We start from the raw sequence: 25,725 nt of genomic DNA, 5'->3' as shown, positions 1-25,725 counted from the left end.
CTTGGTCATCCTTTACGGCCATACGCGCAAGCGCTGCAGCCAGGACGGTGTGATGCTCAGGGCATCACGCAGTTGTGCAGCGGTGATCGTTCGATCCACCGCCTCGAAAGCCAGCGCGGAGCGCAAGGCAGGCCAGCAGTGCTTGGGTAAGTGCGCGGGCGCTTGCAGTTCGCTCGCCAGGTGGTTGTCGCGGGCCTCGGTCGACGGCAGGCGGCGAAAGGGGTGCTTGCCGCCCGCCAACTCATAGATCACGCAGGCCACACCGTAGATGTCGGCACTGGTCGCCAACGCCCGCCCTTCGAGCATTTCCGGGGCGGCATAGCCGGGTGTCCAGGCGTTGAAGCGATCACGGCTCAATTGGGGCAGGCCATGCAGCTCACCTTCCAGCGCCTGGCCGAGGCCGAAATCGAACAAGCGCACGCCCTCCTCGCTGACCATCACGTTGCTGGGCTTCATGTCGCCATGCATGACGCCGCGCGCATGGGTGTACGCCAGGGCATCGAGCAACGGCAGCACGATTTCGCGCAGCTCGTTCCAGGGCAAGCCAAGTGGGCGTTCGCATAGCAGCTTGTCCAGGGTCAGCCCGCGCATGAGCTCCATGGTGATGAAGGCGCGCTGGCACTCGATGTCCACTTCAAAACTGTGCAAACGCAGGACGTTGTCGTGACGCAGACGCCGGGTCAGGGCGAACTCGCTGTAGAGCAGCGCGCTGGAGTCAGGGCACTCGGAAAATTCCTCGCTAAGGATTTTCAGCGCGATATAGGGGGCAGGATCGCCAAACTGTTCGCTCAACAGATCCCGTGCGCGGTAGACAGTGCCCATGCCGCCCGCACCCAGCAGGCGCTCGATGCGATAACGACCGACCAGCAGCTCGGGCGGAGCACCAATGCCGGCCTTGGTCGATGTAGACGCGGCAACGGCCGTTTTCGGCTTTGTGTTCAGAGATTTGACGAACGCAAAGCAGGTCAGGCTGTTGTCCTGCTCTTCGCTCACCGACAGGTCGGCGACAGGTTGTACGAAATCGGTCACTGGCGGATCACCACGGCGGTCAGGTTATCCCGTGCCGAGCCGCGCAACGCACCATCGAACAGGCGGTCCAACGCGACATGCGGCGCCACGAGGCTCAAGGCGCTGCCCAGGGCGTCGCAGGTCAGCCCTTGATACAGGCCGTCGCTGCACAGCAAAAACACATCACCGGCATACACCTCCAGTTCCAACACATCGAGGGTCAACTGCTCCGCCGCGCCCACCGCCCGGGTCAACGCATGGGCGGATGGATGAGTCCTGGCCTGTTCGGCGCTGAAGTTTTGCTCGTCCATCAACTGTTGCTGATACGAGTGGTCCTTGGACAGCTGGTACAAACGCTGGCCTCGCCACAAGTAGCAGCGGCTGTCGCCGGCCCAGATGCACGCAGCGCGCTTGTCCTCCACCAGCAGCACCACCACGGTGCTGCCCATGATGCTGTCCTGACGCCCGGCGGAGACCGTCAACTCCTGGCCCAGGCGCCGGTTGAGCCAGTGCAGGCACTGGCGAATGTCGGTGATGCGCGCATCAAAATCCGCCTGAACCGGCAACTCTGCGAGGCTGGCAACAATCAGTTGGCTGGCAATGTCTCCGCCTTGGTGACCGCCCATGCCGTCCGCGACCACCCACAGTCCCTGCTGGGGGCAGTCGAGGAAGGCATCTTCGTTGCGCGCCCGCACCTTGCCGGCATCCGTACGCGCCGCGCTGCGCCAAGGACTGGCTAGCTGCATCAGAGCTGCACCGGCATGCGGAAGGTACGCAACACGCCCATGTCGAACGGGTTCGGCGTGCGCTGGCTGATCAGCAGATAGTTGGCGCGCAGGCCGCCTATATCGGCCTTTAGCACCAACACGTCGCGCCCGGTAAGGTATTCGGTCTGCATCAGGTCAAACAGGCGGAATAGTGACCAGGGTCCGGTGTTTTTCTCGATACCAATCGGACGACCGACAATCTTGTCGAGCACCAGGCTGGTACGACCGCCCTCAGCGTCGGTCGGCCATTTGAACGACATCGGCACAATCGGACCGTGGCGGTACTCGATGGTCTTGTCGCCGAACTTGAACTCGGAACGGCTGACCACCGGGTCCAGCGTGTACGGCTCGAGTTTGAACTGTACCTGCGGTTCCGCCGGGTTATCGGCAAAGAAGCTCTGCCGGATGACCTGGGCGGCAGCCATTTGTTCCAGGTATACCCGGGAGACCGGCAAGCTGTGGCCGTCAATACTGCGCATGCGGTAGTTACCCGGCTCGCCGCTGACGAACGGACGCATGTAGCTGTCGAAAAAGCGCTCAGCAATGCCCTGGGCCTTGAAGAACTCGCGGAAGTCGCTGATTGCCACATCGCTGGAGCTGTGGGCGTTGAACGGGTAACGCTGGCTTATCGCCTTACCATAAAAACTGTAGAGCTCGCTTTGATAGCGCAGGTTTAGATACCGATAGGCATCGCCCAGCACCAGATGCCAGCTGTTTTCCGCCAAGCCGCTGAACCACAGGCTCACTGGCCGCGGCAACCGTCCTGATGCGTTACGCAGGTTACTCAGCGCATCACGCTGTCCGCCCATGCGAGTCCTGGCCATTTCAAACGCCGCCTGCTCCGGCGCGCTGGCGCGTGCGAGGCTGGCCATTTGCAGTTGCAGCTCGTTGAGAGCATTCAGCGCCGGGGTCAGGTCAGCCGCCGGGCCGTTGCTGTCATCGAGTAATCGATGTAAAGGCTCGAAGCGCCGTTGCAGTGATTTCTTCGCCGTGTCCGGCAGTTTTTTCGTCAAGGCACCGGCGGTTTTGTCAGCTAACGCGGCCCCCAGCTTACCGGTCTTGCCGCCCTTCTCCGCCAGCTTGCCGACGGTGTCTGCCGCATCGGCCGCGTCGTCGGCGACTGCCGGAAAACGCGTGTGTTCACGTACTTCAACCAACAATTGGAGGATCGGCGAGTTGGCCGATGTCAAGCCCGCCAGCTGTTCGGCGCCTTCACCGAAATCGTTGACCGCCGGCAATGCCACGCTGCCAACCGCCTCGCTCCAATAGTTGGCGTAGTCGCGGAAGTACAGTTGCTCCAGTTCCACCATCAAGCGGCGCAAGTCCATGGTGCTAAGGCCCGAGCTTTCGCCCAACACCCAGTTGTCCCGCAGTATTGCGGTGACCAGCACGGAGCCTTGCACCGAGAAATACTGCTGATAACCCTGCTGGGTGTAGAAACCCGGAATCACATAACCGGTGCCTGCAAACAGCGCGGCTTGCAGCCCCAGATGTTGGCTCAAGCGATACTCGGGCAGATTGCGCGCCTGCTCACGCAGCATGCGATAGACCACAGTAGCCAGCGACTCGTTGCGCAGCACCTGGCGAGCCTGGGCTACCAACTGGTCGTTGACCGGATAGGTAAACGGCAATTCAAGCAAGCGCTCGAAGTGCGCGTTCAAGTCATTCTGCACCGCTGTGTTGCCGATGTAGCGCTGAGACCACTCGGTTGCGACCCATTCCTTGAGCCACGGTGCATCACGGCGGTCGCTCATGCTCAGCATCAGGTACGCACGCAGGCTATTGAGCAGGCGATCGCGGTCCTTCATGTTGGCGCGAATCTGCCCTTCCAACAGCAACGCCACCCGTGGCAAGAGTTGCACTTGCAATTCGCCCTCATAGGCGTCCTTGACCACCGGGTTGACGGTTTCGCCCTGGTACAGGCCACCTCGCTCCTGATAACCCACATCGCCCTTTTTCGCAAAGACCTGGGTCGCGGCATAGCTGCTGTCGAGGGTCTTGAGTGTTGCCATTGAATCGTCGCGCGCAGCCAGGGTCGAGCGATGTTGCGTCCAGCTTTGCGCCAGGCTGCGCAGCTTTTCCAGCCGCTCGTAGTTGGCGGAGAAACCGCCGGCCCAGAGCAGGCCGAACAGTGCCAATGCGGCCAGCGCGCCCACGTACAAGGTACGTTGGCCCCAGTGAATGCGCCTGCGTTCACGCTGGTCCAGGCCCGCCAGATCAGCCTCGGGGAAAATAACCCGGCTGAGCATATGATGAATAAAGCGCGAACGGCCGCTACGCAGGGTCGGCAACACAGCGGCTTTCATACCGAGGTTGGCGCCGATGCCGGCGGCGGTGGCGTCCATTTCTTCGGTCAGGTGCGGTGCGTTGGTCAGGTAGAAGCCACGCAACTGACTGACCCGCTGGTAACGATTGCCGGAGAATGCCAACTCAACGAACAGGCACAGGTGCTCACCGATTTGCCCCAATTGGTGGGGGAAATCGAGGATACGACCGCGGCGCTGCATGTCGCGCTCCTGGTGCATTCGCATGATCACTTGACTGTTAAGGCGATGCAGCAGCGCTTCGAACTCGGCGCGCAGTACGGCCACGTCAGTGCCGCTCTGCTCTTTGCGAAAGGTGCTACCCAAAACCTGATCGCTTTCTTCGCGGCTCATCTGGTCGAAAAACTCATCAAAACCCAGTAAGCGATCAGCCTTGCTCAGTACCAGGTAAACCGGCACATCCACATGCAGCTTCTGGTACACGCTCTGCAGGCGCTCACGGACATGTTCGGCGATCTCCTTAAGGGCCGGCTCGTTGCCGCTCAGGAGCGCTTCCACGGAAATGGTCACCAGCACACCATTGAGGGGACGATTGCGGCGGCGTTTACCCAGCAAGTCCAGCAGGGTATTCCAGGCTCTGCCGTCGACTTCGTGGTCGGGCTGGCTCAGGTAGCGGCCGGCGGTGTCGATCAGCACGCCATGGTCGGCGAAGTACCAGTCGCAATGCCGGGTACCACGGGTGTCGCGGGTGAGTTTGCGCTCGAACTTGTTGATCGGAAACTCCAGCCCGGAGAAGTCCAGCAGGCTGGTCTTGCCGCTGCCCTCCGGCCCGATCAGCAAGTACCAGGGCAAATCGCTGCGCCAGCGCTCGCTGCGGCCACGGTAGAGGCTCGAGGTCTTCAGGGTTTTCAGGGCATCGTTGAAACGCGCCTTCAACTCCTTTTGTTCCTCGTCCATCTGTTCTTCCCGGCGGATACGGTCCTGGCCGCCTTCACTGTCCTCGACGGTTTTTTTACGCACACCGGCGCGCCAGCCGACAAAGACCATGCTCAGGCCCCAGCTCAGGAACAGCACGCAGATGGTCAGTAAACGCGCGCTCGCGCCTTCCCAAAACTTATGGTCATCTACCGCCAGCAACGGGCCGGCAAACCACACCAGCAGCGCTACAGATAATACAATCAGCAAGGTCCAGACCCAGGTCTTGCGCAAGAATGCGCCGACTTTCTTGAAAAGCTTTTTCATCACGCGTCCCTGTTTACGGCTGCGACTGCGGCACGGCCGCGATGGGGTCAATCGGCTGATAAGGTTGCAGCACGGTGTCGCGTTGCTCGCTCAGTACCCAGGCAAACCCGGAGTACATCACCACCAGGCAGACCACGGTAAACAGCACCACCATCCATGTCGGTACGATGCGCACCAGATTGCGCCGCTGATCCTTCAAGCCTTCCCAGTGGGGCGATAGCTCCCGTGGCACATCACCGCGCAATTGCCGGATCTGCCTGTACAAGGCATCGCGGATGCCTTCCAGCTCCAGCATCCCGCGCGCTTGCACCCGGTACTTGCCCTCGAAACCCAGGGCCAGGCACAGGTACATCAACTCGAGCATGGGCAAATTCTTGATCGGGCTTTTCGACTGGTGATCAAGTAGTTGAAAGAACTTTTCACCGCCAAAGGTTTCGTTGTGGAAGCTGCTAAGCAGGCTCATCTGCGACCACTCGCTCTCATTGCCCCACGGTGTGGTGACCACGGCTTCGTCGATCACCGTGCACAACACGTAGTGCGCCCCCATGACCTGGCTGCTTTCGACGCCATCGTTCAAAGCGCGCACGTCGAAGAGCTTCAACCCGCGAGTCAGCCGTTCGTTAAGCGCGCGCAGGTCTTCGCGGGTTTCGCCGTGCTTGAGCCGCACCACTTCCGAGAGCAATTCACAGGCGGCGGCCACCAATGAATTGAGGCTGACGTTAAACGCTTCGGCCGGGCGCAGGCGCGCGGCATAAATCATGCGTTCTGCCAGTTCCTCGAAACGCGGCGGCGCCGCAAAGTCCGTCAGTGGTTGCGAATCCGGGCCATGGCCCTGACGGTCGAGCAGGATGGTTTTATCGTCCTGAGGGTGTTCTCTGTCCTTGATCATGTCGGTCAGTTCCTGATGGCCCAGAAATTCAGCTCAAGCTCGGCGAACTCGCCGGAGACGTGGAACGCGAAGCCGCCGGAACGCTCCAGTTGCGCCAGGTCCTCTGAACTGAGTTCGAGAATGAAATAGGTTTTGTTGGAGTGAAACGCGATCTGCCGCGGCGCCACCGGCAAGGGTTTGACTTTGATGCCGGGCAAATGCAGGTTGACCAACTGGCGGATGCGCTCGACCGGACCGACCTTCAGGTGCGACGGCAAGCGCTGGCGCAGCTCTTCGGAGTCGCAGTGGGCACTGGCGGCCAGCACGAACGAGGCCGAGCCCAGCAGCTTGTGGTCGAGCAACGGCGATACGGTGATTCCATACTGTCGCGCCTGCAGGACCAGCTCGATCGCATGCTGCTCCAGCACCATCGACAGCACTTGCCGAATGGCTTCCATCAGTTTGCGAAAGCTCGCACCCTGGTCACTGTGTTGGTAGCGGCTGTCCAGACGCGGGCGCTTGGTGTCGCTGGAAAAGGTTGCCAGGTCACCGAGCATGGTCAATAACGTGCGGTACAGCTCCTCCGGGTGGACCTGCTCAAGGCCCAGGTAGTGGCGCAGCAGCAGTTCTGTGCGGTTGATCAGCTGCAGCATCATGAAGTCGCCGACCTCCGCACCGCCGACCTTGCCGTTGGAGCGAATCCGCTCAGCAATGGTGTCCCCGCGGTGACCGAGCATGCTGATCACCTCTTTGAGGCACGACAGCAGGTAGCTGGAAGCATGGGTCTGGATATAGGTCGGCACATAGTCTGGATCGAGGGTGATCACACCGTCGGGCGTGGTGTCGAGCACTTCACAGACTTTCAACTTCACATAGGCCTGATCGCTCTGTTGTTCGCCCAGCAGCAGCTTGATATCCGGGCGTGCACAAGTGACCTGGCTGGCGGAATCATCGCCGGCATTAGAGTCGGCCACCCCGGCGTCGTAAGCGATGTAGCGCGCCAAGACGTCGGATTGCTCCATGCGCCGCGCCTCGATGTGGTTGCCGGTAACCAGCGGCAGCGCCAGGTAAACTGGCGTATGGCCGGTGTTCGGCGGCACAACAAGGACCATCGGCTCGGTGTTCCCAACCAGTTCGAACAGGCTGCCGTCGGGCAGGATTCCTGAGGCCTGGCTGATTACCAGCTTGCCCATGTTGAGGAACTGCAAGTCGATTTCCAGGTGGAGAAAGCCCCAGGTGTAGCCACCCAGCAATTGGGTGCGCGTCTTCATCTGGTGGTCGTAGTAGCGATCGTTATGCTGAAAGTGCTGCGGGCGCAGCAACATGCCTTCCTGCCAAATGACTTTATGCGTGTTCATGGTCAGTCAGCCGCCTTGGCGAGGGTTGCATGGGTGTTGCGCAGGCCGTTCTGGCCCAGGGTCAGGTCGGCATCGGTCGCCGTCAGCGCAGGCACTTGCAGGGTGTAGCGCCATTGGGTGTCCGAGAGGTCGCGGTAAGCGGCGAGCACGCCCACATAGCGACTACCCTGCGCCACGCTGAGTTTGAGCTCCACGGTTTCGCCTGGACGCAGCTCCATTTCTTCGCTGGCGACCATGTCCGGTGCCAGCGTTTCCCTGGCGCGGTCATACAGGCTGAAAAAGTCAGCGTTCTCGAATGCTACCGGATGCTTGAGTTCGATCAGGCGCACGACAATCGGCGATGGGCGCCCATTGAGGTCCGGATTCACCTGGTCGCTGGCGGTCAGCTTCAGGTTGAGCTTGGTGAGGTGCGAATACGGCGATAAAGACGAGCACCCGGCTATTAGCACCAGTGCTGCCAGCGCAGTCAGCGTCTTGAAAAAAACAGTCGAGCGGCGGGGCATGCGCTTCATCCTTGGTGGTCGGCGTTGAGGGTGGAAATCAGGCGAATCTGTTCTTCGTAGGCCTGGGCGAAATCACGGGTCAGCAGGCGTTCACTCCAGTCATCGTCCTGGCAGAGGGCGTGGTGGTAGCGCCCGTAGGCTCTCCAGCGACTGCCGGAGGTGGCGAACAAGGGTTTGTTATCGCGCTCGAAGCGCAAGGTCAGTTGTTGCGGTGAAAAATGCTCCAGGGTTCCGCGAACTGTGGCGCGGCTGGCAGTCAGCAATGCCACTTGATGGGCTTGCAGGTCCCGGAAGGAACGGGAGATTGCCTGGCTGGCCGGCATCTGCCCCGGCTTGTCGGGCTGCAACAGAATGTCCAGAGCTTCACCGGCATCGGCGGCGAACTTCAATGGGTTCTTGTGCGTGCCTTGCACGAGGGTCTGGGCCAGGCGCAGTTCGTTTTTCAATTCGCTGCGGGTACGCAGGCTCTGCTGCAGGCCGCCGATGCTCTGCTTGAGCAAGCGCGCGGCATTCAGGGCCAGCGCCTCTTTGGCATCGTGGTCCAGTTTATTGAGGTCAACGCCCAGGGCGCCCCCGAACTGCTCCCAGAAACCATCAGCCTGGCGCTCGACGACTGGCGCAGCTACCGGTTCAGCAGCTACCGGCGCCTCCACCAGCTCTGGCACCATCAGGCTTTCCATATCGATACGCGCATAATCGGCGCGTTGGCGGGTGTCCTGAATGATGTGGCTGGATGAGAGCAGCTCTTCGATTTCCGAATACACGCGCTCTTGCTGATCCAGCGCTTTGAGCGGGTCCAGATCGAGAAACGCGTCGTCGGGAATGATACTGCCGGCAGCTTGTGGACGAACTGGTTCCACAGCGAATATGGCCGGGTCGCGGATCAACCGTGCACGAATCTCAAAGTCCCCCAGCATGTAACGGCTTCCGTGCTCTATCCGCACCGCTTCGCCTTTGCGCAGGCGTGCACCGCTGTCACTGGCCTTGATACCGTTGCTGCTGGTATCGGTGAGGTAAAAAGCGCCATCGCGATAGCTGACCAGCGCGTGGTGGCTGGACAAGTGCCGCTTGCGGTCGGGGATGATCCAGTCACAGTCATCACCCCGACCGATCACACCACCGGTCTGCTTGAAGGTCTTCTGGCACAGCTCGGTGGGCACGAACTGCCTGGTGTTGAGCATTTCGAAAACCAGTTCCATGGTGATACTCCTTCGCTCAATTGCCGCGATTGATCGCCTGCGGATCACCCAGGGGGCGGTAGGCAGCGTCGTTGAATTTGTAATTGCCGCCGCAGCCACCAAGGCCACATACAACAGCGAGGGTCAGCAGCACGGCTTGCCAGTGACGAACAGACATCAGAGGGTCTCCAGAGAGCAGCAAAGGGCACCGACCTTGTGGCTGGCACGGTTAACGAAAAATGCGTTGGAATCGAGCAACTCAGGCTTGGTCATCGGCCCTCCACACGTTGATGTTCAGGCGATCGAGGCGGTAGAGAAAGGTACGACGCGGCAGGCCGAGCTCACGGGCGGCGTTGGTCCGATTACCGTCGTTCTTGCGCAGACAATCGAGCATCAGACTTCGCTCGATCTGATCAAGCCGTTCGCGCAGGTTCAGGCTGCTGCCTTGAGGCATGGTGTCGATATGCAAGGAGAAATGCTCAACCAGCAATTCGTCGCCCTCGCACAGCAACAGCGCCCGTTCGACCAGGCCCTTGAGCTCGCGCACGTTGCCGGGAAAGGCGTAGCTGGCCAAACGATCAAGGGCATCGTCGGACCAACTCACTGCATCGCGCTGCAAAAAAACGCACGCCCTGTCGGCAAAGTGGCGTGCCAGTACCAGGATGTCCTCTGCGCGCTCGCGCAGGGCCGGCAACTCGATGGGGAAATGCACCAGTCGGTAATACAGGTCTTCACGAAACTGCCCAGCGCTGACCAGAGCCAACAGATCCCGATGCGTCGCGGCGATAATGCGCACATCGACTTTGTGGGTGTCATTGGAGCCCAGCGGGCGAACCTCGCCCTCCTGTAGTACCCGCAACAGCTTGGCTTGCAACGACAGCGGCATATCGCCCACTTCGTCAAGCAGCAGCGTGCCGCCGTTGGCCGCATCGAACAGTCCGACGCGGTCGCGGTGGGCCCCGGTAAAAGCGCCTTTGCGATAGCCAAACAGCTCGCTTTCCAGCAGGTTTTCCGGCAGCGCCGCGCAGTTCTGCACGATGAAGCTTTTGGAGCGACGCGGGCCGCAATCATGAATGGCTCGGGCTACCAGTTCTTTGCCGGTGCCGGTCTCTCCACGCAGCAACACGGTACAGGGGCTGTGCAACACTTTGCCGATTAGCGAATAGACTCGGTGCATGGCCGAGCTGCTGCCAATCAGGCCATAGCCACTGGCGCTGGGCGCACAGACCGGCAGCGCTGACAGCTCAGTGCTCGGCCGGTGTAGCCGCTGAAGCAGATGCAGTTGGTCGACGACAAACGAACCAAGCTGGCGGAATGAGTTGGCAAATCCTTGCAGGTCGAGGTGTTGGTAGCTGGCGCACAAAAGCACCCCTTCCAGGGCCTTGTGCTGGTTGACCAAGGGTACGCACAGCAGCGATTCCCATGGTTTGGCCTGACTGGGCAGAAAGCTGGTCGAGTGCAGGCTACCGCTCAACCCAGTGAGGCATATCACACGGTTCTGACACAGTGCGAATTGCAGCAGTTGCTCGGCGTTGTAATCCGCTGGCAGGCTTTGCGCTTCACGGGGTTGCAGATTGCCGTCCAGGCACTCTGCGTTCATCTCCAGGCTGGTGTGGGTTGCATCCAACAGATAAACCTGCGCCAGTTCGCAGCCACTGAGCTCGGTCAAGCCGCGCGCGAAGGCGCCCAGCAGCGCCGCGCCGTCCGTTGCCCGCGACAGACTGGTGAACTGCGCCAGCAGCCCTTCGGCATAGACCAGCGGTTGGGGCACGTGAGTAAACATCATGCCCTCCTCATGTGAATTCGCAGGTGACACTGGCATCGCCGGCTAGCGTGGCATGGACACGTTTGAGGCTTTCGCCCGTTGCCATCGCATCCAGCAAGCGGTCAGCGACCAGGGGCAGGACATGAAGGTCGAGCAGGTGGTCGATTAACCGCGCACCGCTGTCGCTCTGGGTACAGCGGTGCGCCAAGTGGTCGACGAGACTCTGGCAGTAGGTGAAGTCCAACTCGCGACGGCTCAGGCGTTCGCCAAGACGACCGAGTTTGATTTCGATCAGCTCGCGCAGTACCGGACCTGCGACCGGGTAAAACGGGACTACGCGCATACGCGCCAGCAATGCCGGTTTGAAGTGCTTGCTGAGCACCGGGCGGATGGTTTCTTCGAGCACTTCGGCGCTTGGCCGCTCACCGTTTTCACACAGGGCACTGATGCGGTCGCTACCCAGGTTGGACGTCATCAGGATCAGGGTGTTGCGAAAATCGATTTCGCGCCCTTCGCCGTCATTGGCCACGCCTTTGTCGAAAATCTGATAGAACAGGTTGAGTACGTCCGGGTCGGCCTTTTCGACTTCATCGAGTAACACTACGGAATAAGGTTTCTGCCGCACCGATTCGGTGAGCATGCCGCCCTCGCCATACCCAACGTAGCCCGGTGGCGCGCCGATCAGGCGCGACACGGTGTGTTTCTCCTGGAATTCCGACATGTTGATGGTGGTGATAAAGCGATCACCGCCGTACAGCAAATCGGCAAGTGCCAGGGCCGTTTCGGTCTTGCCGACACCACTGGGGCCGACCAGCAGGAACACACCCACCGGCGCATCCGATTTGTTCAGGCCAGCGGCAGTGGCGCGCATTGAGCGGTCCAGGGCGTGTACCGCCTGCTCCTGACCACGAATGCGCAGGCGCAGATCGCTGGCGAAACTGGCGACCTTGGCGTTGTGCTCGCGGGCCAGTTGCGCCAAAGGCACGCCGGTCCAGGCGCTGATGACTTCGGCCACCAGCCGTGGGCACACCTCGAAACTCACCAGCCGTTCTTTCACTTGCATTGCTGTCAGGGCGGTGTGGGTGTCGTGCAGGTCGGTTTCCAGTGACCCTACCGTGTCAGTCTCGGTTTTTGCTGCCGCGTCTTCGACCTGCGCAGCGGATTCCCGCGCTTGCGCCAGTTGCTGGCGAAGCTCGAGTAGGCGTTCGGCCAGAGTTTTCTGTTCAGTCCAGAGGATCTCCAGAGCTGCCCTTTGCGCTTCGGCTTCCTCCAGGCGCACCTCCAGCGCCGTCAATGCTTCGTGATCGACCGGCAAACCGGCTTCGGCATCACGGCGCAATGCCTGGCGTTGACGGCCACCTTCAGCCAGTTCGCCACGCAGGCGCTCAAGACTTTCCGGGGCGGCGGCCAGACTGATGCGCACGCGGGCACAAGCGGTATCAAGTACATCGACGGCCTTGTCCGGCAACTGACGGCCAGCCAGATAGCGTGCTGATAGCTCGGCAGCCGCTACCACAGCGTCATCACGCAAATAAATGCCGTGGCTTTTTTCATAGACCTGCGCCAGGCCGCGCAGGATAGTCACCGCTTCATTGACGGTGGGCTCATGCAATTGCACCGGCTGGAAGCGCCGCGCCAATGCAGGGTCTTTCTCGAAATACTTCTTGTACTCCGCCCAGGTGGTGGCAGCGATGGTGCGCAACTCACCACGGGCCAGCGCCGGCTTGAGCAGGTTGGCGGCGTCGGAACCACCGGCGTTGCCACCCGCGCCGATCAGTGTGTGAGCCTCGTCGATAAATAGAATGATCGGCCTGGGCGACGCCTTGACCTCATCAATCACGCCTTTCAGACGGCGCTCGAACTCGCCTTTGATGCTGGCCCCGGCCTGTAACAGGCCCATGTCCAGGGACAACAACTCGACCCCCTTCAACACCTGCGGGACTTCACCGGCGGCAATGCGCGAGGCCAGGCCTTCGACGATCGCGGTTTTGCCTACTCCGGCTTCACCGACCACGATCGGATTGTTCTTGCGACGCCGAGCAAGGATATCGACCATCTGCCGAATAGCGCCGTCGCGGCACAACACAGGGTCGAGTTTACCGTCGCGGGCCTGCTGGGTCAGGTTGTGGGTGAAGCGCTCGAGCAGCGACTCCCCCGGTGCAGCCGCTTTGGCGGTGTCGGTTTTTTCCTGCCGGGACAGAGCAAATGCCTTCAACCGCTCGATATTCAGCCTGGCCAGCAACGGTTGGTAGCGACTACCCGCGTAGCGCATCGGGTTACGTAATACTGCAAGGATCAGCGCGGCCTGTTCGACCTGGGTCTGGCCCAATTCAAGGTTGGCCACCAGCAGTGCATCTTTCAGCCACTGAACCAGCTCCGGAGCAAACACCGGGTTGCGCGAGGCGCTGTGCTCGACGCGTGACTGCAAGGCGGCGCTCAATTCACCGGGGTCGACTTCGGCGTCCTGCAAGGCACGCGCAAGCAAGCCCTGCGGGCGCTCAAGCAAACCGAGCAACAAGTCTTCCACGAGGACCCTGGTGCCGCCGCGTGCGACACAACGCTCGGCCGAGCGTTCCAGGTCGCGGCGGGTTTCGGCGTCCAGCGCCTGTATCAGTTGCTGCAGATCTACGTTACTCATGACGCTCACATCCTTAATGAATTTTGCTGCCCAGGGTGACGACACCGTCTGCGTGTTCGCGACCGAGCCAACTGGTCCATCCCAGCCGGCAAGCGTTTTGTTCGCCGATGCGCAACTCACGAATTTCTTCGTGGCGCAGCACCAGCCGAATGTCGTAATCAAGCGGGTCGCGCAGGGTGAACCGCACCAGCGCGCACAGCGGCTGATAACCGAAACCGATGGGCAGAAACTCGTGAAAACGTTGCCAATCCAGCTCACGAATGTGAATACGAAATTTGCCGCTGCGGTCGCGTACGCTTTCCCCCAACACCACGCTTTCGCCGAGCACGGTGTTGGCCAGGCCCAGACAGTTGCGCTGTTCCTCAAGGATCTCGACGCGGCGTTCGATGCACTGTTCAATGGTCAACTCGGCGTGTTTGAAGTAGTAACGCAGCACCGCTTCAATCAACGCCGCCGAGTGCGCCCGCAAGCTGAGCAAACCGAGGTAAGGCAGCAGGCGCTTCCAGTTCAACTCACTGGCGCGGCGGATCTCTTCGCCGCCCAGGCCGATCAGCGCAAACAGCTGCGCGGAAAACGGGTCGTTCGCACCGCTTTCGAAACTGGCTCGGTAGCGATACTTCTTCCAGATCGGCAGCATCAGCCGTTGCAGGCGATGGTGAAACAAATCCAGGAAGTTGCGGGTCGGGTTGCCGTCCTCGCTGTCGCCCAGGGCCTGCTCGCCATAAAACGCCGGCAGCGGCGACCCAGAGCCCACCAGGCCAATCAGGTTGAAGCGCAGGCGCGCGCGCATTTGCCCGTGCTCATGGAAAAACTCCACGCGATCAACGTCACTGCCCGGAAAGCCCAGGCTCGGATTGGCCTGGAATTCCAGTTGATCGTACAAATCGTCCTGACTCAGGTTCGGATGCGCCTCGCGCAACCGGTCAACCACCAGCAGCACAGCCTGAAACAGCGAGTACTCGCGTATACCTCGGGTCAGCGCGCTTAAAGCAGCGGCTGAAGGCCCATACGGGGTGTCCATTGATACACCTCTCCCTGTGTGCTGTTTACCCGCAGCTCGTGAAACGAATTGAGACTGGCGTAAAGCGCGAAAAACTCGTTGAGAACCGACGCGAACACGAACAGGTCGCCCTCGCCGATATAGCCTTGCGGGTCGATGGTCAGCTCGGTGCGCAAACCACGCACCGGCAACCCGTGATGCAGGCGGTCGACATGCTGATGCTTGATGGACTTGAGTCCACCGAGCAGGCGCTTGCTGACCTTTTCGGCCTGCTGGTCGTAGTAACGCGGCAGGTCGTAGGTTTCGAGAATCACCTTCAATGCGTTGACGTCAGCCAGTGACAGGTAGTTGAGCGACATATTGCTGATCAGCTTCCACAGAAAATCGTGGGTCAGCGGTGGTGCATAACTCGACGTGGCCGGGGTGATATTGCGAAAGCTGAGAAACTCCGGGGTCTCTTCGCACGCCTGGTTGATTTCGCCGAGCTTGAGCTTGAGTGGCAGGTTCTGGTTGGTGCACATCAGCTCGATCGACAGGGTTTCATTGGCTTCGGTGTGGCGGATGCCGAAACTCAGGTAAGTGTCGAGGCCGTCGTGCAGCATCGAGGAACGCTGACGGATGCTGTAATGCGGGCGGCTGTTGGGCACGTCGAAACTGGGATCGTGCTCGAAGGATTCGAATGGCACGTACTTCTGATAACTGACGCCGCCGAGCTTCCAGCCGGTTACGGATTCCACCGAGAACACGCCGCAATTTCCCAGATCGAATTGCGCTGGCAGCAGTAGGTATTCGTCCTGCTTTCCGTCGAGGCGGATTGGCAGTGCGTCGTGCTTGAACAGGTTCACGATCGGCGTGCAGTACAGCTTCACGTTTTCCAGCGTCGGACGCATGCGCATGATGCCGCTCTTGCGAATGTCGAAGCGTAACTCCAGACCGCGCATCAGCTTGAGCGTGTCTTGCGGCAGTGCCTTGAGAATGTCCAGACCGTTGACGTCGACGAACAGGAACTTGTCCTGGAAGGCGAAGTATTCCTGCAGGTAGCGATAACCACGGAAGGTGTTCAGCGGATACGGGATCAACGCTTCTTCTTCGGCAAAGCCCACCGGTTTGACCCTATCACCCGGAATCTTGAACGCCATCGGCTTGCCGCTGACGCCATCTATCGGCTCGCCGGCACCGTCGAGCGGGATCAACTCGATGCCTTCAAGGTTGCTCAGCAGGCTCAGGTAAAGCATCTGGCTGATATAGCGCTCACCGGCGAAGTGCAGGCGCAGCGTGCTCAGTTCCAGCTCACCGAGGTGGCCATCGGCACTCATTTCCAGGCGCAGGCTGAGCAGCGAGCCATCGCCCTTCACAGAGTAATTCAGCGCGGCCAGATGCAGCGGCAAGACGTCGGTCGCATAGCAGGTGCGAAAGCGGCAAGGCACGTCTTCGACCGGCTCGCTTTCCACCGGCGTATCACGCTCGACCACCAGCGCCGGCCCCGAACGCTTGAGCGGATCGAACTGCAAAATGCTGAACGCCGGCAGCGGCCGCATGTAGTTCGGCCATAGCAGTTGCATCAGGGAATGGCTGAGTTCGGGCAACTCGTCATCAAGCTTCTGACGCAGACGCCCGGTCAGAAACGCAAAGCCTTCCAGCAACCGCTCCACATCCGGATCCCGCCCGGCCTGCCCCAGATAGGGCGCCAACGCCGGACTACGTTCGGCGAAACGGCGCCCTAACTCGCGCAGTGCGGTGAGTTCGCTTTGGTAGTAGTGGTTAAAGGACATATTGTTCAGTTTTCCAGATGAGTAGTTGGCGAATTACAAATAAACGCGCTCATCCACTGCCCTTTCCATTGCGACAAGGAATAAATAAAAACCCGTTTTCTGGCAGAGCCGAACCTAAAACAATTCACTGAACACCCAATGATTGAAACTATACAGCGCAGTCGAGACCACGATAGACAACAGCAATACTGGCGTGCCCGCTCGCAAACTTCGCCGCAGTAATAAAATGCTCAGAGCGCTGACAAAATAATAAAAAGCCACCACCATCATCGGCATGAAGATCACAATACAAAATAGAAAAAGTGACTCATACAAGCCAGGCAGAAATGACAGTGATTCCAGATCAACAATGGAAGACTGAGTGTGCGGATGCGTAACCGACATCAGCAACAACAGTGCTGAAAAACACAAGTAAACATACCGAATCACTTAACGAAGCCCTTTTGCGTATAGAAACTTCGCCAGATCCCGACGGCGCGACTTGCCTTCAGCGTTTTCGCCCGAATAATAAAAATGACCACCGCCATTCAACATTTGCGCGCCCAACTCGGCAGACGCCTTCATCAATTCTTCGTCGGAAATTCCCGCATATATGGGGTCACCCTTGTCTTTCAGGTCGATGATCGTCGCGTTTCCGATGTTCGGGTGCGTAGTGACGGCAACCTTGAGGCTTTTGTTAATCGGGGCGCCAATTAGAACAAGGTGATCGACCCTAATCCCGGCACGCGCATAGTAAATGGCACTGCGCGCGGCGATAACAGCTCCCCAGGAATAACCGACGATATTGAACTGGCCAACCTTCGGAAGAGGCTTGGTAATTTGCAATACACTCAATGGAAACTCTGTCGCTTTCAATTTGCTGACATCACGACTTATTTTCATCGCCAAAAGGTCACCAAGAGGCGTACAAACGGCGTCATTGTAATTTTTGACCGTGATCATCCCGAACAGATATTTTTTCTCTATATACTCGTTGCCATACTCACATTTCTGCAGCTCGCCATACTCAAGAACCACAGGATCCTTTTCATCCTGGTTATACAGCACGACCGAAGATGCATCGCTAAGCATGTCCACAAGTTCGGGAACATACCTGTCCATACCCATAGTCAGAGATGAGTAATTTCCAGAAATTGCATTGGATATCCCAACCTCTTTAAAGGCCGAAATCATGTCATTGTTATAGGCCCCAACCATGCCAGCGCCTCCCAGAAAAACTGTAAGCCCATGTTCAACTGCAACGGGTTTTGGCTCAAGGCTCTGAGTCGGAGTACTCTGCCTAGTTGAAATTTTGACGAAATTTCCGTTGGCTGTTGTCTTTATATCCGCGCTCATTGATCAGTCTCTTGATCCAATGTAAATGTCGATCTTCTCGGCTTTCTTGTGACGAGACACGCGATGGGTCAGCCCCTGGTCGTCTGTCACACCCTCCTCCTCGGAACCATCTTCACGCACCAACAAGTAACGCGAGTTGGCCATAGGCCTGCCAGTCGTATCCGTCAGTACAAACTGCTCATCAAAGCCCGGAATGATCAAAGGCAACGGCGGCACAAACGGCGCGGGCGTATGCGAATTGCCAATAATCACCGTCCCGGACCCCGCCGTAACCTTATTGCCATGCGTCCCAACGGAATCCACCGTCGCAGCCGCCTTGCCATTGATAAAAACAGTCGTCGCCAACCCACCGGACAGCACCCCGCCACACTCCGTGACGTCACCTTGGCGAGCTGCCGGCAAGCCGTCGAAAAATACGTCGCCGGAACCGCTGACTATCGGGTTGCTACCGTGGCCCGGTAGTGGACAAGCGGTGGGGTCGGATACGCGTGCTGCGGGTTTGCCGGACATTGGGAATCTCCTTAGTTGACCTTCACTTGACCGCTGCCATCCAGGCACGCGGCGAAACTGACCTGGCGTTTGAAACCCTCGACTTCCAGAAGACCTTCGATACTGAAGGACAGGCGAAGCTGATCGTGTTCACGCGGCAGGGAAATGACACGCACCTTGCTCAGGCGTGGCTCGTAGGCTTCGATGAAACGTTCGATGGCCTTTCGCGCTTGACTCAGGGAGTCGTGCAGGCTCAGGCGCATGTCATTGAGATCGGGTAGCCCGTAGTCGGACAGCGTCTGCACACTGCCCGCCCGGGTACTGAGCATCTTGGCCAGATGGGCAGCCACCGACGCCATGGCGGAGGTCTCTCGGCTCCAGCCGACGCGTTTGTCCGCGTCGCCACCCAGGCGTTCGAAAAGGCTGCCGTATCCAGTCATCAGTCAGGCTCCGCTTACTCTTTGTCCAGCTTGCCAACCAGCGACAAGGTGAAGTCAGCGCCCATGTACTTGAAGTGCGGGCGCACATTGAGGCTGACGCGGTACCAACCTGGCTCGCCGTCGACATCGCTGACCACGATCTGGGCGGCACGCAGTGGGCGCCGGCCACGTACTTCGGCGCTTGGGTTTTCCTGGTCGGCAACGTACTGGCGGATCCACTTGTTGAGTTCCTGCTCGAGGTCGGTACGTTCTTTCCAGGAACCGAGTTGCTCGCGCTGCAGCACTTTCAAGTAGTGAGCCAGACGGTTGACGATCATCATGTACGGCAGTTGGGTACCGAGCTTGTAGTTCAGCTCGGCGGCCTTACCTTCTGCACTGATGCCGAAAAACTTCGTCTTCTGCACAGAGCTTGCGGAGAAGAATGCCGCGTTGTCGGAACCCTTGCGCATGGTCAGGGAAATGAAACCTTCTTCGGCCAGCTCGTATTCACGACGGTCGGATACCAGTACTTCGGTCGGGATCTTGGTTTCGATCTCGCCCATGCTTTCGAAGCGGTGCAACGGCAGGTCTTCCACCGCACCACCGCTTTGCGGCCCGATGATGTTCGGGCACCAGCGGAACTTGGCGAAGCTGTCTGTCAGCCTGGTACCGAACGCGTAGGCGGTGTTGCCCCACAGGTAGTGTTCGTGACTGTTGGCGACGGTTTCCTTGTACACGAACGATTTCACCGGGTTTTCTTCCGGGTCGTACGGGTTACGCAGCAGGAAACGCGGAACGGTCAGCCCGAAGTAGCGCGAATCCTCCGACTGGCGGAAGCTCTGCCATTTGGCGAACTGGGGGCCTTCGAAGTGATCTTTCAGATCCTTCAGGTCCGGCAGGCCGGTGAAGCTTTCCAGGCCGAAGAATTTCGGGCCGGCAGCGGCAATGAACGGGGCGTGGGACATGCAAGCAACACTGGACACGTACTTCATCAGCTTCACGTCCGGCGAGCTTGGGGACATGAAGTAGTTGGCGATGATCGCGCCCACCGGCTGGCCACCAAACTGGCCGTATTCAGCGGTGTAGACGTGTTTGTACAGACCGGACTGCATAACTTCCGGCGAGTCCTCGAAATCGTCCAGCAGATCGTCTTTGGAGACGTTGAGGATTTCGATCTTTATGTTTTCGCGGAAATTGGTGCGGTCAACCAGCAAGTGCAGACCCCGCCACGCCGACTCCAGGGATTGGAAATCAGCATGATGGAGAATCTCGTCCATCTGGCGACTGAGCTTGGCATCGATCTCGGCAATCATGCGATCGACCATAGCTTTCTTGACCGGCTCACCGCTGTTCTGCGGCTTTAGCAGTTCTTCGATGAAGGCCGATACACCGCGCCTGGCGATGTCGTAGGCGTCATCGTCCGGCGTCAGCCGGGTTTCGGCGATGATGCTATCGAGAATACTGAGTTCGCCGCTTTCGGCGCTTTTTTGCTTTGCTGCGCTAGTGCTCATGGTGTTGGCTTCCTTGGCTGATAGGGACTCAGGCGTCCGGGGCTGCGGTGTTCAGGCCCAGCTCACCCAGTACGCGACCGCGGGATTCGTTGTCGGCGAGTACGCCTTCAATGGCTTTGCGGAACGCAGGCGCATTACCCAGCGGACCTTTGAGGGCCACCAGTGCGTCGCGCAGCTCCATCAGTTTCTTGAGCTGCGGCACTTGCTCGACCAGGCTGGCCGGGTTGAAGTCCTTCATCGAGTTGACACGCAAATTCACCGCCAGCTCTTCAGTACCACCCTCCTCCTGCAGACGATTGGGCACACTCAGCGTCAGTTGCAGTTCTTGCTTGGCCAACACGTCATCGAAGGTCATGCTGTCGATGCTGATCGGTTTGCGATCTTCGACTTTGCGCTCGTCCTTGCGGTGGGTGTAGTCACCAACGGCCAGTAGTTTGAGCGGCAGTTCAATTTCTTCCTGAGCTCCACCGGCGGCATGTTTGAAAGTGACGTTGATGCGTTCCTTGGGGGCTACCGAGCCTTCTTTGGCCATGGCGTTTCTCCTTGCGGTTGTGGCCGTGAGGCCTATTCGAGTACCACTTCAAGATCGAGGTGGCACAGCCTGCGATAAATCTCTTCCTTGCGTTCGCGCACCGCGTGGTTTTGCGGCAGCAACTCGCAGCAGCTATGCAGCAGATGGAGCACTTCCAGCGCAAGATCCGGCTCCCAGGCGTGTATGCCTGAGTCCTGTAATGTTTGGTCGAGTGTTTCGAGTTGGGTTTTGGCCAGTTCGTATTTCTTCGCCAGAAAACACAGGCGTGCCAGGGCGAACTGCCAGAAAAATCGGACTCGGCCTCCCTGCGCGTTCTGCAGGCCCTGCTTCAGTATCTGCACGGCGGTCTTGAGACCGTCCTTGCGCAATACCGGCAACACCTCTTCCAGCGCGAGTTCCCAAGCCGGCTGTGCATGGGAGACTTCCACCTTGCGCGGTGCGCTGCTGGCCTGCAGGTGCGGCATGACATTGGCGCTGATCCAGGCTCGCGTGGCGGGATCGGCGAAAGGCGCCCCGTCGTGAAAGCGTAATTCGAGGAGGCCGGGCAAACGCTGAATCAACAGCGCGAAATGAATTTCCACTTCACGCATGGACTGGTCGGCATTCAAGCCTTGCAGGCACTCCCAGACCAGGCGCTGGCCATCGAACCAGAATGGCGCCTTGGCCAGGCTCGCCTCGACTTCAACAATGAGATCGGCGTATGCCGCCTGATCGTAGCGATTCTGGTAGGACTTGAGCCTGTCCGCCGGCAACGCGCGTAAGGCGGTGACGTGTTCAGCATTGCGCTCCGGCACCGCGTCGATGGGCAGCCACAGCAGCACACGATTGAGGCGTAAGGCGCGCACGTCAGTAGCCTTCTGCTTGAGCCACCATGTACACAACGGTCGTGCATTGTCCTGCTGAGCCCGCAGCGCCTTGTGTGCTTCTTTTTCATTGTCGATCGGCGTTCCCGCGGCGAACAGTTGCGTGGCGGCCTGCTTGACCTGGGCAACAGCAGCGCCGACCACGCCCGGCTCCGGCTGGTTATCGGCCGCGCGCTGGACCATGCTTTTCAGCCGACGCGACATCGGCAACAAGAGCGGAGCATCGTCGCCCAAATGCCGGGTACAAACAGCATCCAGTCCTTCGAGGTGCTCGACCAATCGGCGGAACAGTGGCAGTTGCCCTTTGATCGCTACGTTTTCGTTCAGCACCTGCTCGAGGCGTGGCACGATCCAGCTGATCGCGGCGCTGCGGGTTCGGGCCTTACCGGGGTGAATATCGTCCCAATGGTGCTCGCACAGATGGTGCAAAAAACCGAACCCCGCCACCAGCCCCTGAAACGATTCGCTCTGATACAACGCCCAAGTCAGCCAGACCCCAACTCGCAAATCTTTTGATTGAGTAAGCAACAGGCTCTCGCTGTTTTCTCGAACTTTCAGCCAATCGATCTGGCCGCTTTCGTGCATGGATTGGGTTTTGCCAAGCTCACTTTCCAGCGCCTCATATTCACTCGAAAAACGAACGTCTTCGCCCGCAAAACTCTCCGGGGAAATTGAGATTCTTGCGAGCTCCAGATAATGAGCGGAGAGTTTGCTGGAGTAGGACATCCACTACCTTTATTATAAAAAAACGTTGAACGGCGAGTTAAGAAAATGTCGAAAGACAAAAGAAAACAGAACATTTCAACTCAGTTAGATCACGCCTTTTAGAAAGACAAAGCCTGTGCAGGGTAATGACCACTTTGCAAGATGCGCTTAAGTAGACATAAGAAACCACATTATCAATCGACAGAATTTATTTGAAAAAAGCTAAAAACCTATAAGCTCGCATGAATTAGCAGGCAATCGCCAACTTCACTAAAAACCATTGAGAAAGAGCTACTTCAGCCAATAATCTTGTGCACTTCCCGTGGGGGCGTTCATCCTGCACCTGCGCAAGCCAATCGCCTGAACCCGGGAAGGATGATCGCTTCATCGGGTAAAAGTCTACACCTGAGACCCAAGATCCTGTAAATCGGAATTGTCCTAGAAGCACGCATGAAATTTCCTACAACGCTCTAAACCTTATGATCCCCTGTCGATACACAATGGCCGCTGTTGGCAAATAGTTGCCCACTCCTTGTGGACAAGTCTGTGGATAGCTCTCCGCAGCCCCTATATTTACTAACATCAAATCAAGTGCGCAAGAAGTTGCACACCACTGTGCAAGAAGTTGCGCAAAAACCAGGACAATGCCTTGATAAAATATCAGCACACAGATCTGAAAAACCAACTAACCCTTGATTTACCTACTAAATAAATAACATGGCACGATGTTTGATATCTGAGGTCACCCACCGGGCGATCTCGCCTTCCGGGCAACCTCATTTATCCAACAAGGAGCAACTCCATGGCTACACCAGCGTACATGTCCATCATCGGCACCAAACAAGGCCTGATAACGAAAGATGCCTTCACCGCTGACTCGGTGGGCAACACCTACCAGGAAGGTCACGAAGACCAGGTGATGGTTCAGGGGTTCAGTCACGAAGTGATCATTCCACGTGACCCACAGTCCGGCCAACCGACCGGCCAGCGCGTTCACAAGCCAGTGAAAATCACCAAGGTGTTCGACAAGTCCTCGCCCCTGCTGCTGTCGGCCCTGACTTCCGGCGAGCGCCTGAACGAAATCACCATCCAGTGGTACCGCACCTCGGCTGCCGGCACCCAGGAACACTACTTCACCACCAAGCTTGAAGACGCAATCATCGTCGACATCAAAGACTACATGCACAACTGCCAGGACCCGTCGAACTCGCACTTCACTCACCTGGAAGACGTCGAATTCACCTACCGCAAAATCACCTGGACCCACGAAGTTTGCGGTACTTCGGGTTCCGATGACTGGCGTTCGCCTGTTGCTGGCTAAGCCTGGCTGACCGTTTCAAAACATCGGCCAGCCCTGCTGGTCGATGTTGTTTTCAACGTTGCATGACACAAGGAACAAGGGATGTTCGCACCAGCCAATCAGACCCACTTCAACCTGTCCATCGAGGGGCTGGCAAACGACCTTCAAGTCTTCTCTCTGACGGGTCGCGAAGCCATCAACCAGCCGTTCTCGTTCGACATTGATTTAGTCAGCGAGCAACCGTCCCTCGACCTCGAAACCTTGATGCACAAGCCCGCTTTTTTGCAGCTGTCACCTGATGGCAACGGCATTCACGGCCAAATCCATCGTGCCACCCAGGGTGACTCCGGCAAGCGTCTGACCCGCTACGCCGTGACGCTGAAACCGCAGCTGGCCAACCTGGCGCACCGCATCAACCAGCGCATCTTCCAAAACCTCAATGTGCCAAGAATCATTGGTACGGTTCTCGAAGAGCATGGCATTCAAAGCAATGCCTACATCTTTAACCTCGGTGCGATTTATCCCGAACGCATTTACTGCGTTCAATACGATGAGTCGGATCTGCAGTTCATCCAGCGCCTGTGCGAGGAAGAAGGTATTCATTACCACTTCCAGCACAGCGCCACCGCCCACCAACTGGTGTTCGGTGATAACCAGGCGGTGTTCCCGAAACTCGCTCCCGTAGCCTACAAGCAAGACTCCGGCATGGCGGCGGACGACCCGGTCATCAAGCGCTTCGACCTGCGTCTGGAAACCCGTACCAGCCGCACGATCCGGCGCGACTACGACTTTGAAAAACCACGCATCACCCTCGAATCCGAAAACCGCGGCGACGCCCTCCCCGACCTCGAAGACTATGACTATCCGGGTCGCTTCATCCATCGCGAACGCGGCAGGCACCTTGCCAAACGCGCCCTGGAGCGCCATCGCAGCGACTATCAGCTCGCCAAAGGCGAGAGCGACCAACCGTTGTTGGTCAGTGGACACTTCCTGCCACTGACCCAACACACCAAGACCCGCTGGAACGACCTGTGGCTGCTCACCGAAGTCCACCACGAAGGCAAACAGCCGCAAGTGCTGGAAGAGTCGATGACCAGCGACACCAGCTCGCTGAAAGACGATTTCCACCAGGGTTATCGCAACCGCTTCCAGGCCACGCCGTGGGACGTACCGAACCGCCCGCCCCTGCGCCACCCGAAACCGCGCATCCTCGGCAGCCAGAGCGCCGTGGTCACCGGCCCCGAAGGCGAAGAAATCCACTGCGATCAATACGGCCGGGTGAAGGTGCAATTCCACTGGGACCGCCAGGGCCAAAGCGACGATAAAACCAGCTGCTGGCTGCGCGTGTCCTCCGCCTGGGCCGGCGCACATTACGGCGGCATCGCCATCCCGCGAATCGGCATGGAAGTACTGGTGACTTTTCTTGAGGGCGACCCCGACCAGCCACTGATCAGCGGCTGCCTGTACCACAAGGCAAACACCGTTCCCTACGAGTTGCCGACCAACAAGACACGCAGCACCTTCAAAAGCATGAGCTCACCCGGTGGTGGTGGCTTCAACGAGCTGCGCATCGAAGACAAAAAGGGCCAGGAACAGATTTTCCTGCACGCCCAGCGTGACTGGGATGAACACATTGAGCACGACCAGAAAATCCGCGTCGGCAACGAGCGCCACGACACCGTCGAGCAAAACAGCTACAGCGAGTTCAAGGCCGAGGAACACCACACCGTCTACGCCGACCGCAAGGTGCAAGCGCGGGCGGATGACCACCTGACCGTAGCTGCGAACCAGCACGTCAGGATTGGCAGCGGACAATTCATCGAAGCCGGGCAGGAGATTCACCTGAGCGGCGGCATGAAGGTGGTGCTGGAAGCCGGCAGTGAACTGACGCTTAAGGCCGGCGGGAGCTTTATCAAGATCGATGGCAGCGGCGTGGCGATAAGCGGGCCGGTGGTGAATGTGAATGATGGAGGCAGCCCGGGCAATGGGACGGCGGCGGCGCCGTTGTTGCCGGGGCCGCTCAAGCAAGCGGATGCGGATAAGGCGGGGCAATTGTTGGCGCCAGCGCAGCGGCAGGCGCTGATGCAGAAGAAACCTGTTTGCGCGATTTGCGAAGCCGCCAAACGGGAGGTGCAAAAAAATGCCTGACACACAATGGCCGCTGAAAAATGGATTGCCTCAAGGCCTTCCGTGGAATGGCACGGTGGG

At 58.8% G+C, this 25,725-nt stretch carries 20 protein-coding genes; 2 read left to right on the top strand and 18 right to left on the bottom strand.

Going from position 1 to position 25,725, the window contains the following annotated elements; all coding sequences use genetic code 11:
• Positions 1 to 12: 12 nt before the first annotated feature.
• The 18 genes from QMK54_RS13510 to tssA form a co-directional block, all read right to left on the bottom strand.
• Positions 13 to 1,029, bottom strand: coding sequence for a serine/threonine-protein kinase (locus QMK54_RS13510; RefSeq protein WP_320402717.1), 1,017 nt, complete (start codon positions 1,027 to 1,029; stop codon positions 13 to 15).
• Positions 1,026 to 1,754 carry a PP2C family serine/threonine-protein phosphatase gene (locus tag QMK54_RS13505; protein WP_320402716.1) on the bottom strand — a complete coding sequence of 243 codons (729 nt, stop codon included), beginning with the start codon at positions 1,752 to 1,754 and terminating at the stop codon, positions 1,026 to 1,028. Before QMK54_RS13505 ends, QMK54_RS13510 begins: the two co-directional genes overlap by 4 nt.
• Positions 1,754 to 5,281: a type VI secretion system membrane subunit TssM gene (gene tssM / locus QMK54_RS13500; protein ID WP_320402715.1), complete on the bottom strand. Its 3,528-nt coding sequence runs from the start codon at positions 5,279 to 5,281 to the stop codon at positions 1,754 to 1,756. The genes QMK54_RS13505 and tssM overlap by 1 nt, the downstream gene beginning before the upstream one ends.
• 13 nt (positions 5,282 to 5,294) lie before the next feature.
• A complete protein-coding gene (gene icmH / locus QMK54_RS13495; RefSeq protein ID WP_320402714.1) occupies positions 5,295 to 6,170 on the bottom strand; it encodes a type IVB secretion system protein IcmH/DotU in 876 nt (291 codons plus the stop codon).
• Between the two features lie 5 nt (positions 6,171 to 6,175).
• Positions 6,176 to 7,507 (bottom strand): type VI secretion system baseplate subunit TssK, encoded by a 1,332-nt coding sequence (gene tssK, locus QMK54_RS13490; RefSeq protein ID WP_320402713.1) that lies wholly within the window; start codon positions 7,505 to 7,507, stop codon positions 6,176 to 6,178.
• A 2-nt stretch (positions 7,508 to 7,509) separates the two neighbouring features.
• Positions 7,510 to 8,010 (bottom strand): type VI secretion system lipoprotein TssJ, encoded by a 501-nt coding sequence (gene tssJ / locus QMK54_RS13485; RefSeq protein WP_320402712.1) that lies wholly within the window; start codon positions 8,008 to 8,010, stop codon positions 7,510 to 7,512.
• A gap of 5 nt (positions 8,011 to 8,015) precedes the next feature.
• Positions 8,016 to 9,209 carry a type VI secretion system-associated FHA domain protein TagH gene (tagH, locus tag QMK54_RS13480; protein ID WP_320402711.1) on the bottom strand — a complete coding sequence of 398 codons (1,194 nt, stop codon included), beginning with the start codon at positions 9,207 to 9,209 and terminating at the stop codon, positions 8,016 to 8,018.
• A gap of 16 nt (positions 9,210 to 9,225) precedes the next feature.
• Positions 9,226 to 9,366: a type VI secretion protein gene (locus QMK54_RS13475; protein ID WP_150715011.1), complete on the bottom strand. Its 141-nt coding sequence runs from the start codon at positions 9,364 to 9,366 to the stop codon at positions 9,226 to 9,228.
• An 81-nt stretch (positions 9,367 to 9,447) separates the two neighbouring features.
• A complete protein-coding gene (locus tag QMK54_RS13470) occupies positions 9,448 to 10,971 on the bottom strand; it encodes a sigma-54 interaction domain-containing protein (RefSeq protein WP_320402910.1) in 1,524 nt (507 codons plus the stop codon).
• 10 nt (positions 10,972 to 10,981) lie between these two features.
• Positions 10,982 to 13,591, bottom strand: a complete 2,610-nt coding sequence (gene tssH, locus QMK54_RS13465) for a type VI secretion system ATPase TssH (RefSeq protein WP_320402710.1) — start codon at positions 13,589 to 13,591, stop codon at positions 10,982 to 10,984.
• Between the two features lie 13 nt (positions 13,592 to 13,604).
• Positions 13,605 to 14,612, bottom strand: coding sequence for a type VI secretion system baseplate subunit TssG (gene tssG / locus QMK54_RS13460; RefSeq protein WP_320402709.1), 1,008 nt, complete (start codon positions 14,610 to 14,612; stop codon positions 13,605 to 13,607).
• Positions 14,576 to 16,363 carry a type VI secretion system baseplate subunit TssF gene (gene tssF, locus QMK54_RS13455; RefSeq protein ID WP_320402708.1) on the bottom strand — a complete coding sequence of 596 codons (1,788 nt, stop codon included), beginning with the start codon at positions 16,361 to 16,363 and terminating at the stop codon, positions 14,576 to 14,578. Before tssF ends, tssG begins: the two co-directional genes overlap by 37 nt.
• Positions 16,364 to 16,792: 429 nt before the next feature.
• Positions 16,793 to 17,698: a hypothetical protein gene (locus QMK54_RS13450; RefSeq protein WP_320402707.1), complete on the bottom strand. Its 906-nt coding sequence runs from the start codon at positions 17,696 to 17,698 to the stop codon at positions 16,793 to 16,795.
• A gap of 3 nt (positions 17,699 to 17,701) precedes the next feature.
• Positions 17,702 to 18,208: a PAAR domain-containing protein gene (locus QMK54_RS13445; RefSeq protein WP_320402706.1), complete on the bottom strand. Its 507-nt coding sequence runs from the start codon at positions 18,206 to 18,208 to the stop codon at positions 17,702 to 17,704.
• An 11-nt stretch (positions 18,209 to 18,219) separates the two neighbouring features.
• Positions 18,220 to 18,627, bottom strand: a complete 408-nt coding sequence (gene tssE, locus QMK54_RS13440; protein ID WP_320402705.1) for a type VI secretion system baseplate subunit TssE — start codon at positions 18,625 to 18,627, stop codon at positions 18,220 to 18,222.
• 14 nt (positions 18,628 to 18,641) lie between these two features.
• Entirely contained in the window at positions 18,642 to 20,117 is a 1,476-nt protein-coding gene (gene tssC, locus QMK54_RS13435; RefSeq protein ID WP_320402704.1) for a type VI secretion system contractile sheath large subunit, read from the bottom strand.
• A 28-nt stretch (positions 20,118 to 20,145) separates the two neighbouring features.
• A complete protein-coding gene (tssB, locus tag QMK54_RS13430) occupies positions 20,146 to 20,649 on the bottom strand; it encodes a type VI secretion system contractile sheath small subunit (protein WP_320402703.1) in 504 nt (167 codons plus the stop codon).
• Between the two features lie 32 nt (positions 20,650 to 20,681).
• Positions 20,682 to 22,238 (bottom strand): type VI secretion system protein TssA, encoded by a 1,557-nt coding sequence (tssA, locus tag QMK54_RS13425; protein WP_320402702.1) that lies wholly within the window; start codon positions 22,236 to 22,238, stop codon positions 20,682 to 20,684.
• A 781-nt stretch (positions 22,239 to 23,019) separates the two neighbouring features.
• On the opposite strand from tssA, the gene QMK54_RS13420 reads away from it, so the two are divergent.
• On the top strand, positions 23,020 to 23,538 hold the full coding sequence (locus QMK54_RS13420) for an Hcp family type VI secretion system effector (RefSeq protein ID WP_320402701.1): 519 nt from the start codon (positions 23,020 to 23,022) through the stop codon (positions 23,536 to 23,538).
• Between the two features lie 81 nt (positions 23,539 to 23,619).
• Positions 23,620 to 25,665 (top strand): type VI secretion system tip protein TssI/VgrG, encoded by a 2,046-nt coding sequence (gene tssI / locus QMK54_RS13415; RefSeq protein WP_320402700.1) that lies wholly within the window; start codon positions 23,620 to 23,622, stop codon positions 25,663 to 25,665.
• Positions 25,666 to 25,725: the final 60 nt, after the last annotated feature.

This window comes from Pseudomonas sp. P5_109, assembly GCF_034009455.1.
Classification (GTDB): domain Bacteria; phylum Pseudomonadota; class Gammaproteobacteria; order Pseudomonadales; family Pseudomonadaceae; genus Aquipseudomonas.
The sequence above is the reverse complement of the archived record's forward strand: the minus strand, read 5'-3'. Positions and strand labels throughout refer to the sequence as shown.

Coding starts and splice junctions, on each gene's coding strand:
- QMK54_RS13505 (WP_320402716.1), bottom strand. CDS start 1,754: ATGCAGCTAGCCAGTCCTTGGCGCAGCGCGGCGCGTACGGATGCCGGC.
- tssM (WP_320402715.1), bottom strand. CDS start 5,281: ATGAAAAAGCTTTTCAAGAAAGTCGGCGCATTCTTGCGCAAGACCTGG.
- icmH (WP_320402714.1), bottom strand. CDS start 6,170: ATGATCAAGGACAGAGAACACCCTCAGGACGATAAAACCATCCTGCTC.
- tssK (WP_320402713.1), bottom strand. CDS start 7,507: ATGAACACGCATAAAGTCATTTGGCAGGAAGGCATGTTGCTGCGCCCG.
- tssJ (WP_320402712.1), bottom strand. CDS start 8,010: ATGCCCCGCCGCTCGACTGTTTTTTTCAAGACGCTGACTGCGCTGGCA.
- tagH (WP_320402711.1), bottom strand. CDS start 9,209: ATGGAACTGGTTTTCGAAATGCTCAACACCAGGCAGTTCGTGCCCACC.
- QMK54_RS13475 (WP_150715011.1), bottom strand. CDS start 9,366: ATGTCTGTTCGTCACTGGCAAGCCGTGCTGCTGACCCTCGCTGTTGTA.
- QMK54_RS13470 (WP_320402910.1), bottom strand. CDS start 10,971: ATGTTTACTCACGTGCCCCAACCGCTGGTCTATGCCGAAGGGCTGCTG.
- tssH (WP_320402710.1), bottom strand. CDS start 13,591: ATGAGTAACGTAGATCTGCAGCAACTGATACAGGCGCTGGACGCCGAA.
- tssG (WP_320402709.1), bottom strand. CDS start 14,612: ATGGACACCCCGTATGGGCCTTCAGCCGCTGCTTTAAGCGCGCTGACC.
- tssF (WP_320402708.1), bottom strand. CDS start 16,363: ATGTCCTTTAACCACTACTACCAAAGCGAACTCACCGCACTGCGCGAG.
- QMK54_RS13450 (WP_320402707.1), bottom strand. CDS start 17,698: ATGAGCGCGGATATAAAGACAACAGCCAACGGAAATTTCGTCAAAATT.
- QMK54_RS13445 (WP_320402706.1), bottom strand. CDS start 18,208: ATGTCCGGCAAACCCGCAGCACGCGTATCCGACCCCACCGCTTGTCCA.
- tssE (WP_320402705.1), bottom strand. CDS start 18,627: ATGACTGGATACGGCAGCCTTTTCGAACGCCTGGGTGGCGACGCGGAC.
- tssC (WP_320402704.1), bottom strand. CDS start 20,117: ATGAGCACTAGCGCAGCAAAGCAAAAAAGCGCCGAAAGCGGCGAACTC.
- tssB (WP_320402703.1), bottom strand. CDS start 20,649: ATGGCCAAAGAAGGCTCGGTAGCCCCCAAGGAACGCATCAACGTCACT.
- tssA (WP_320402702.1), bottom strand. CDS start 22,238: ATGTCCTACTCCAGCAAACTCTCCGCTCATTATCTGGAGCTCGCAAGA.
- QMK54_RS13420 (WP_320402701.1), top strand. CDS start 23,020: ATGGCTACACCAGCGTACATGTCCATCATCGGCACCAAACAAGGCCTG.
- tssI (WP_320402700.1), top strand. CDS start 23,620: ATGTTCGCACCAGCCAATCAGACCCACTTCAACCTGTCCATCGAGGGG.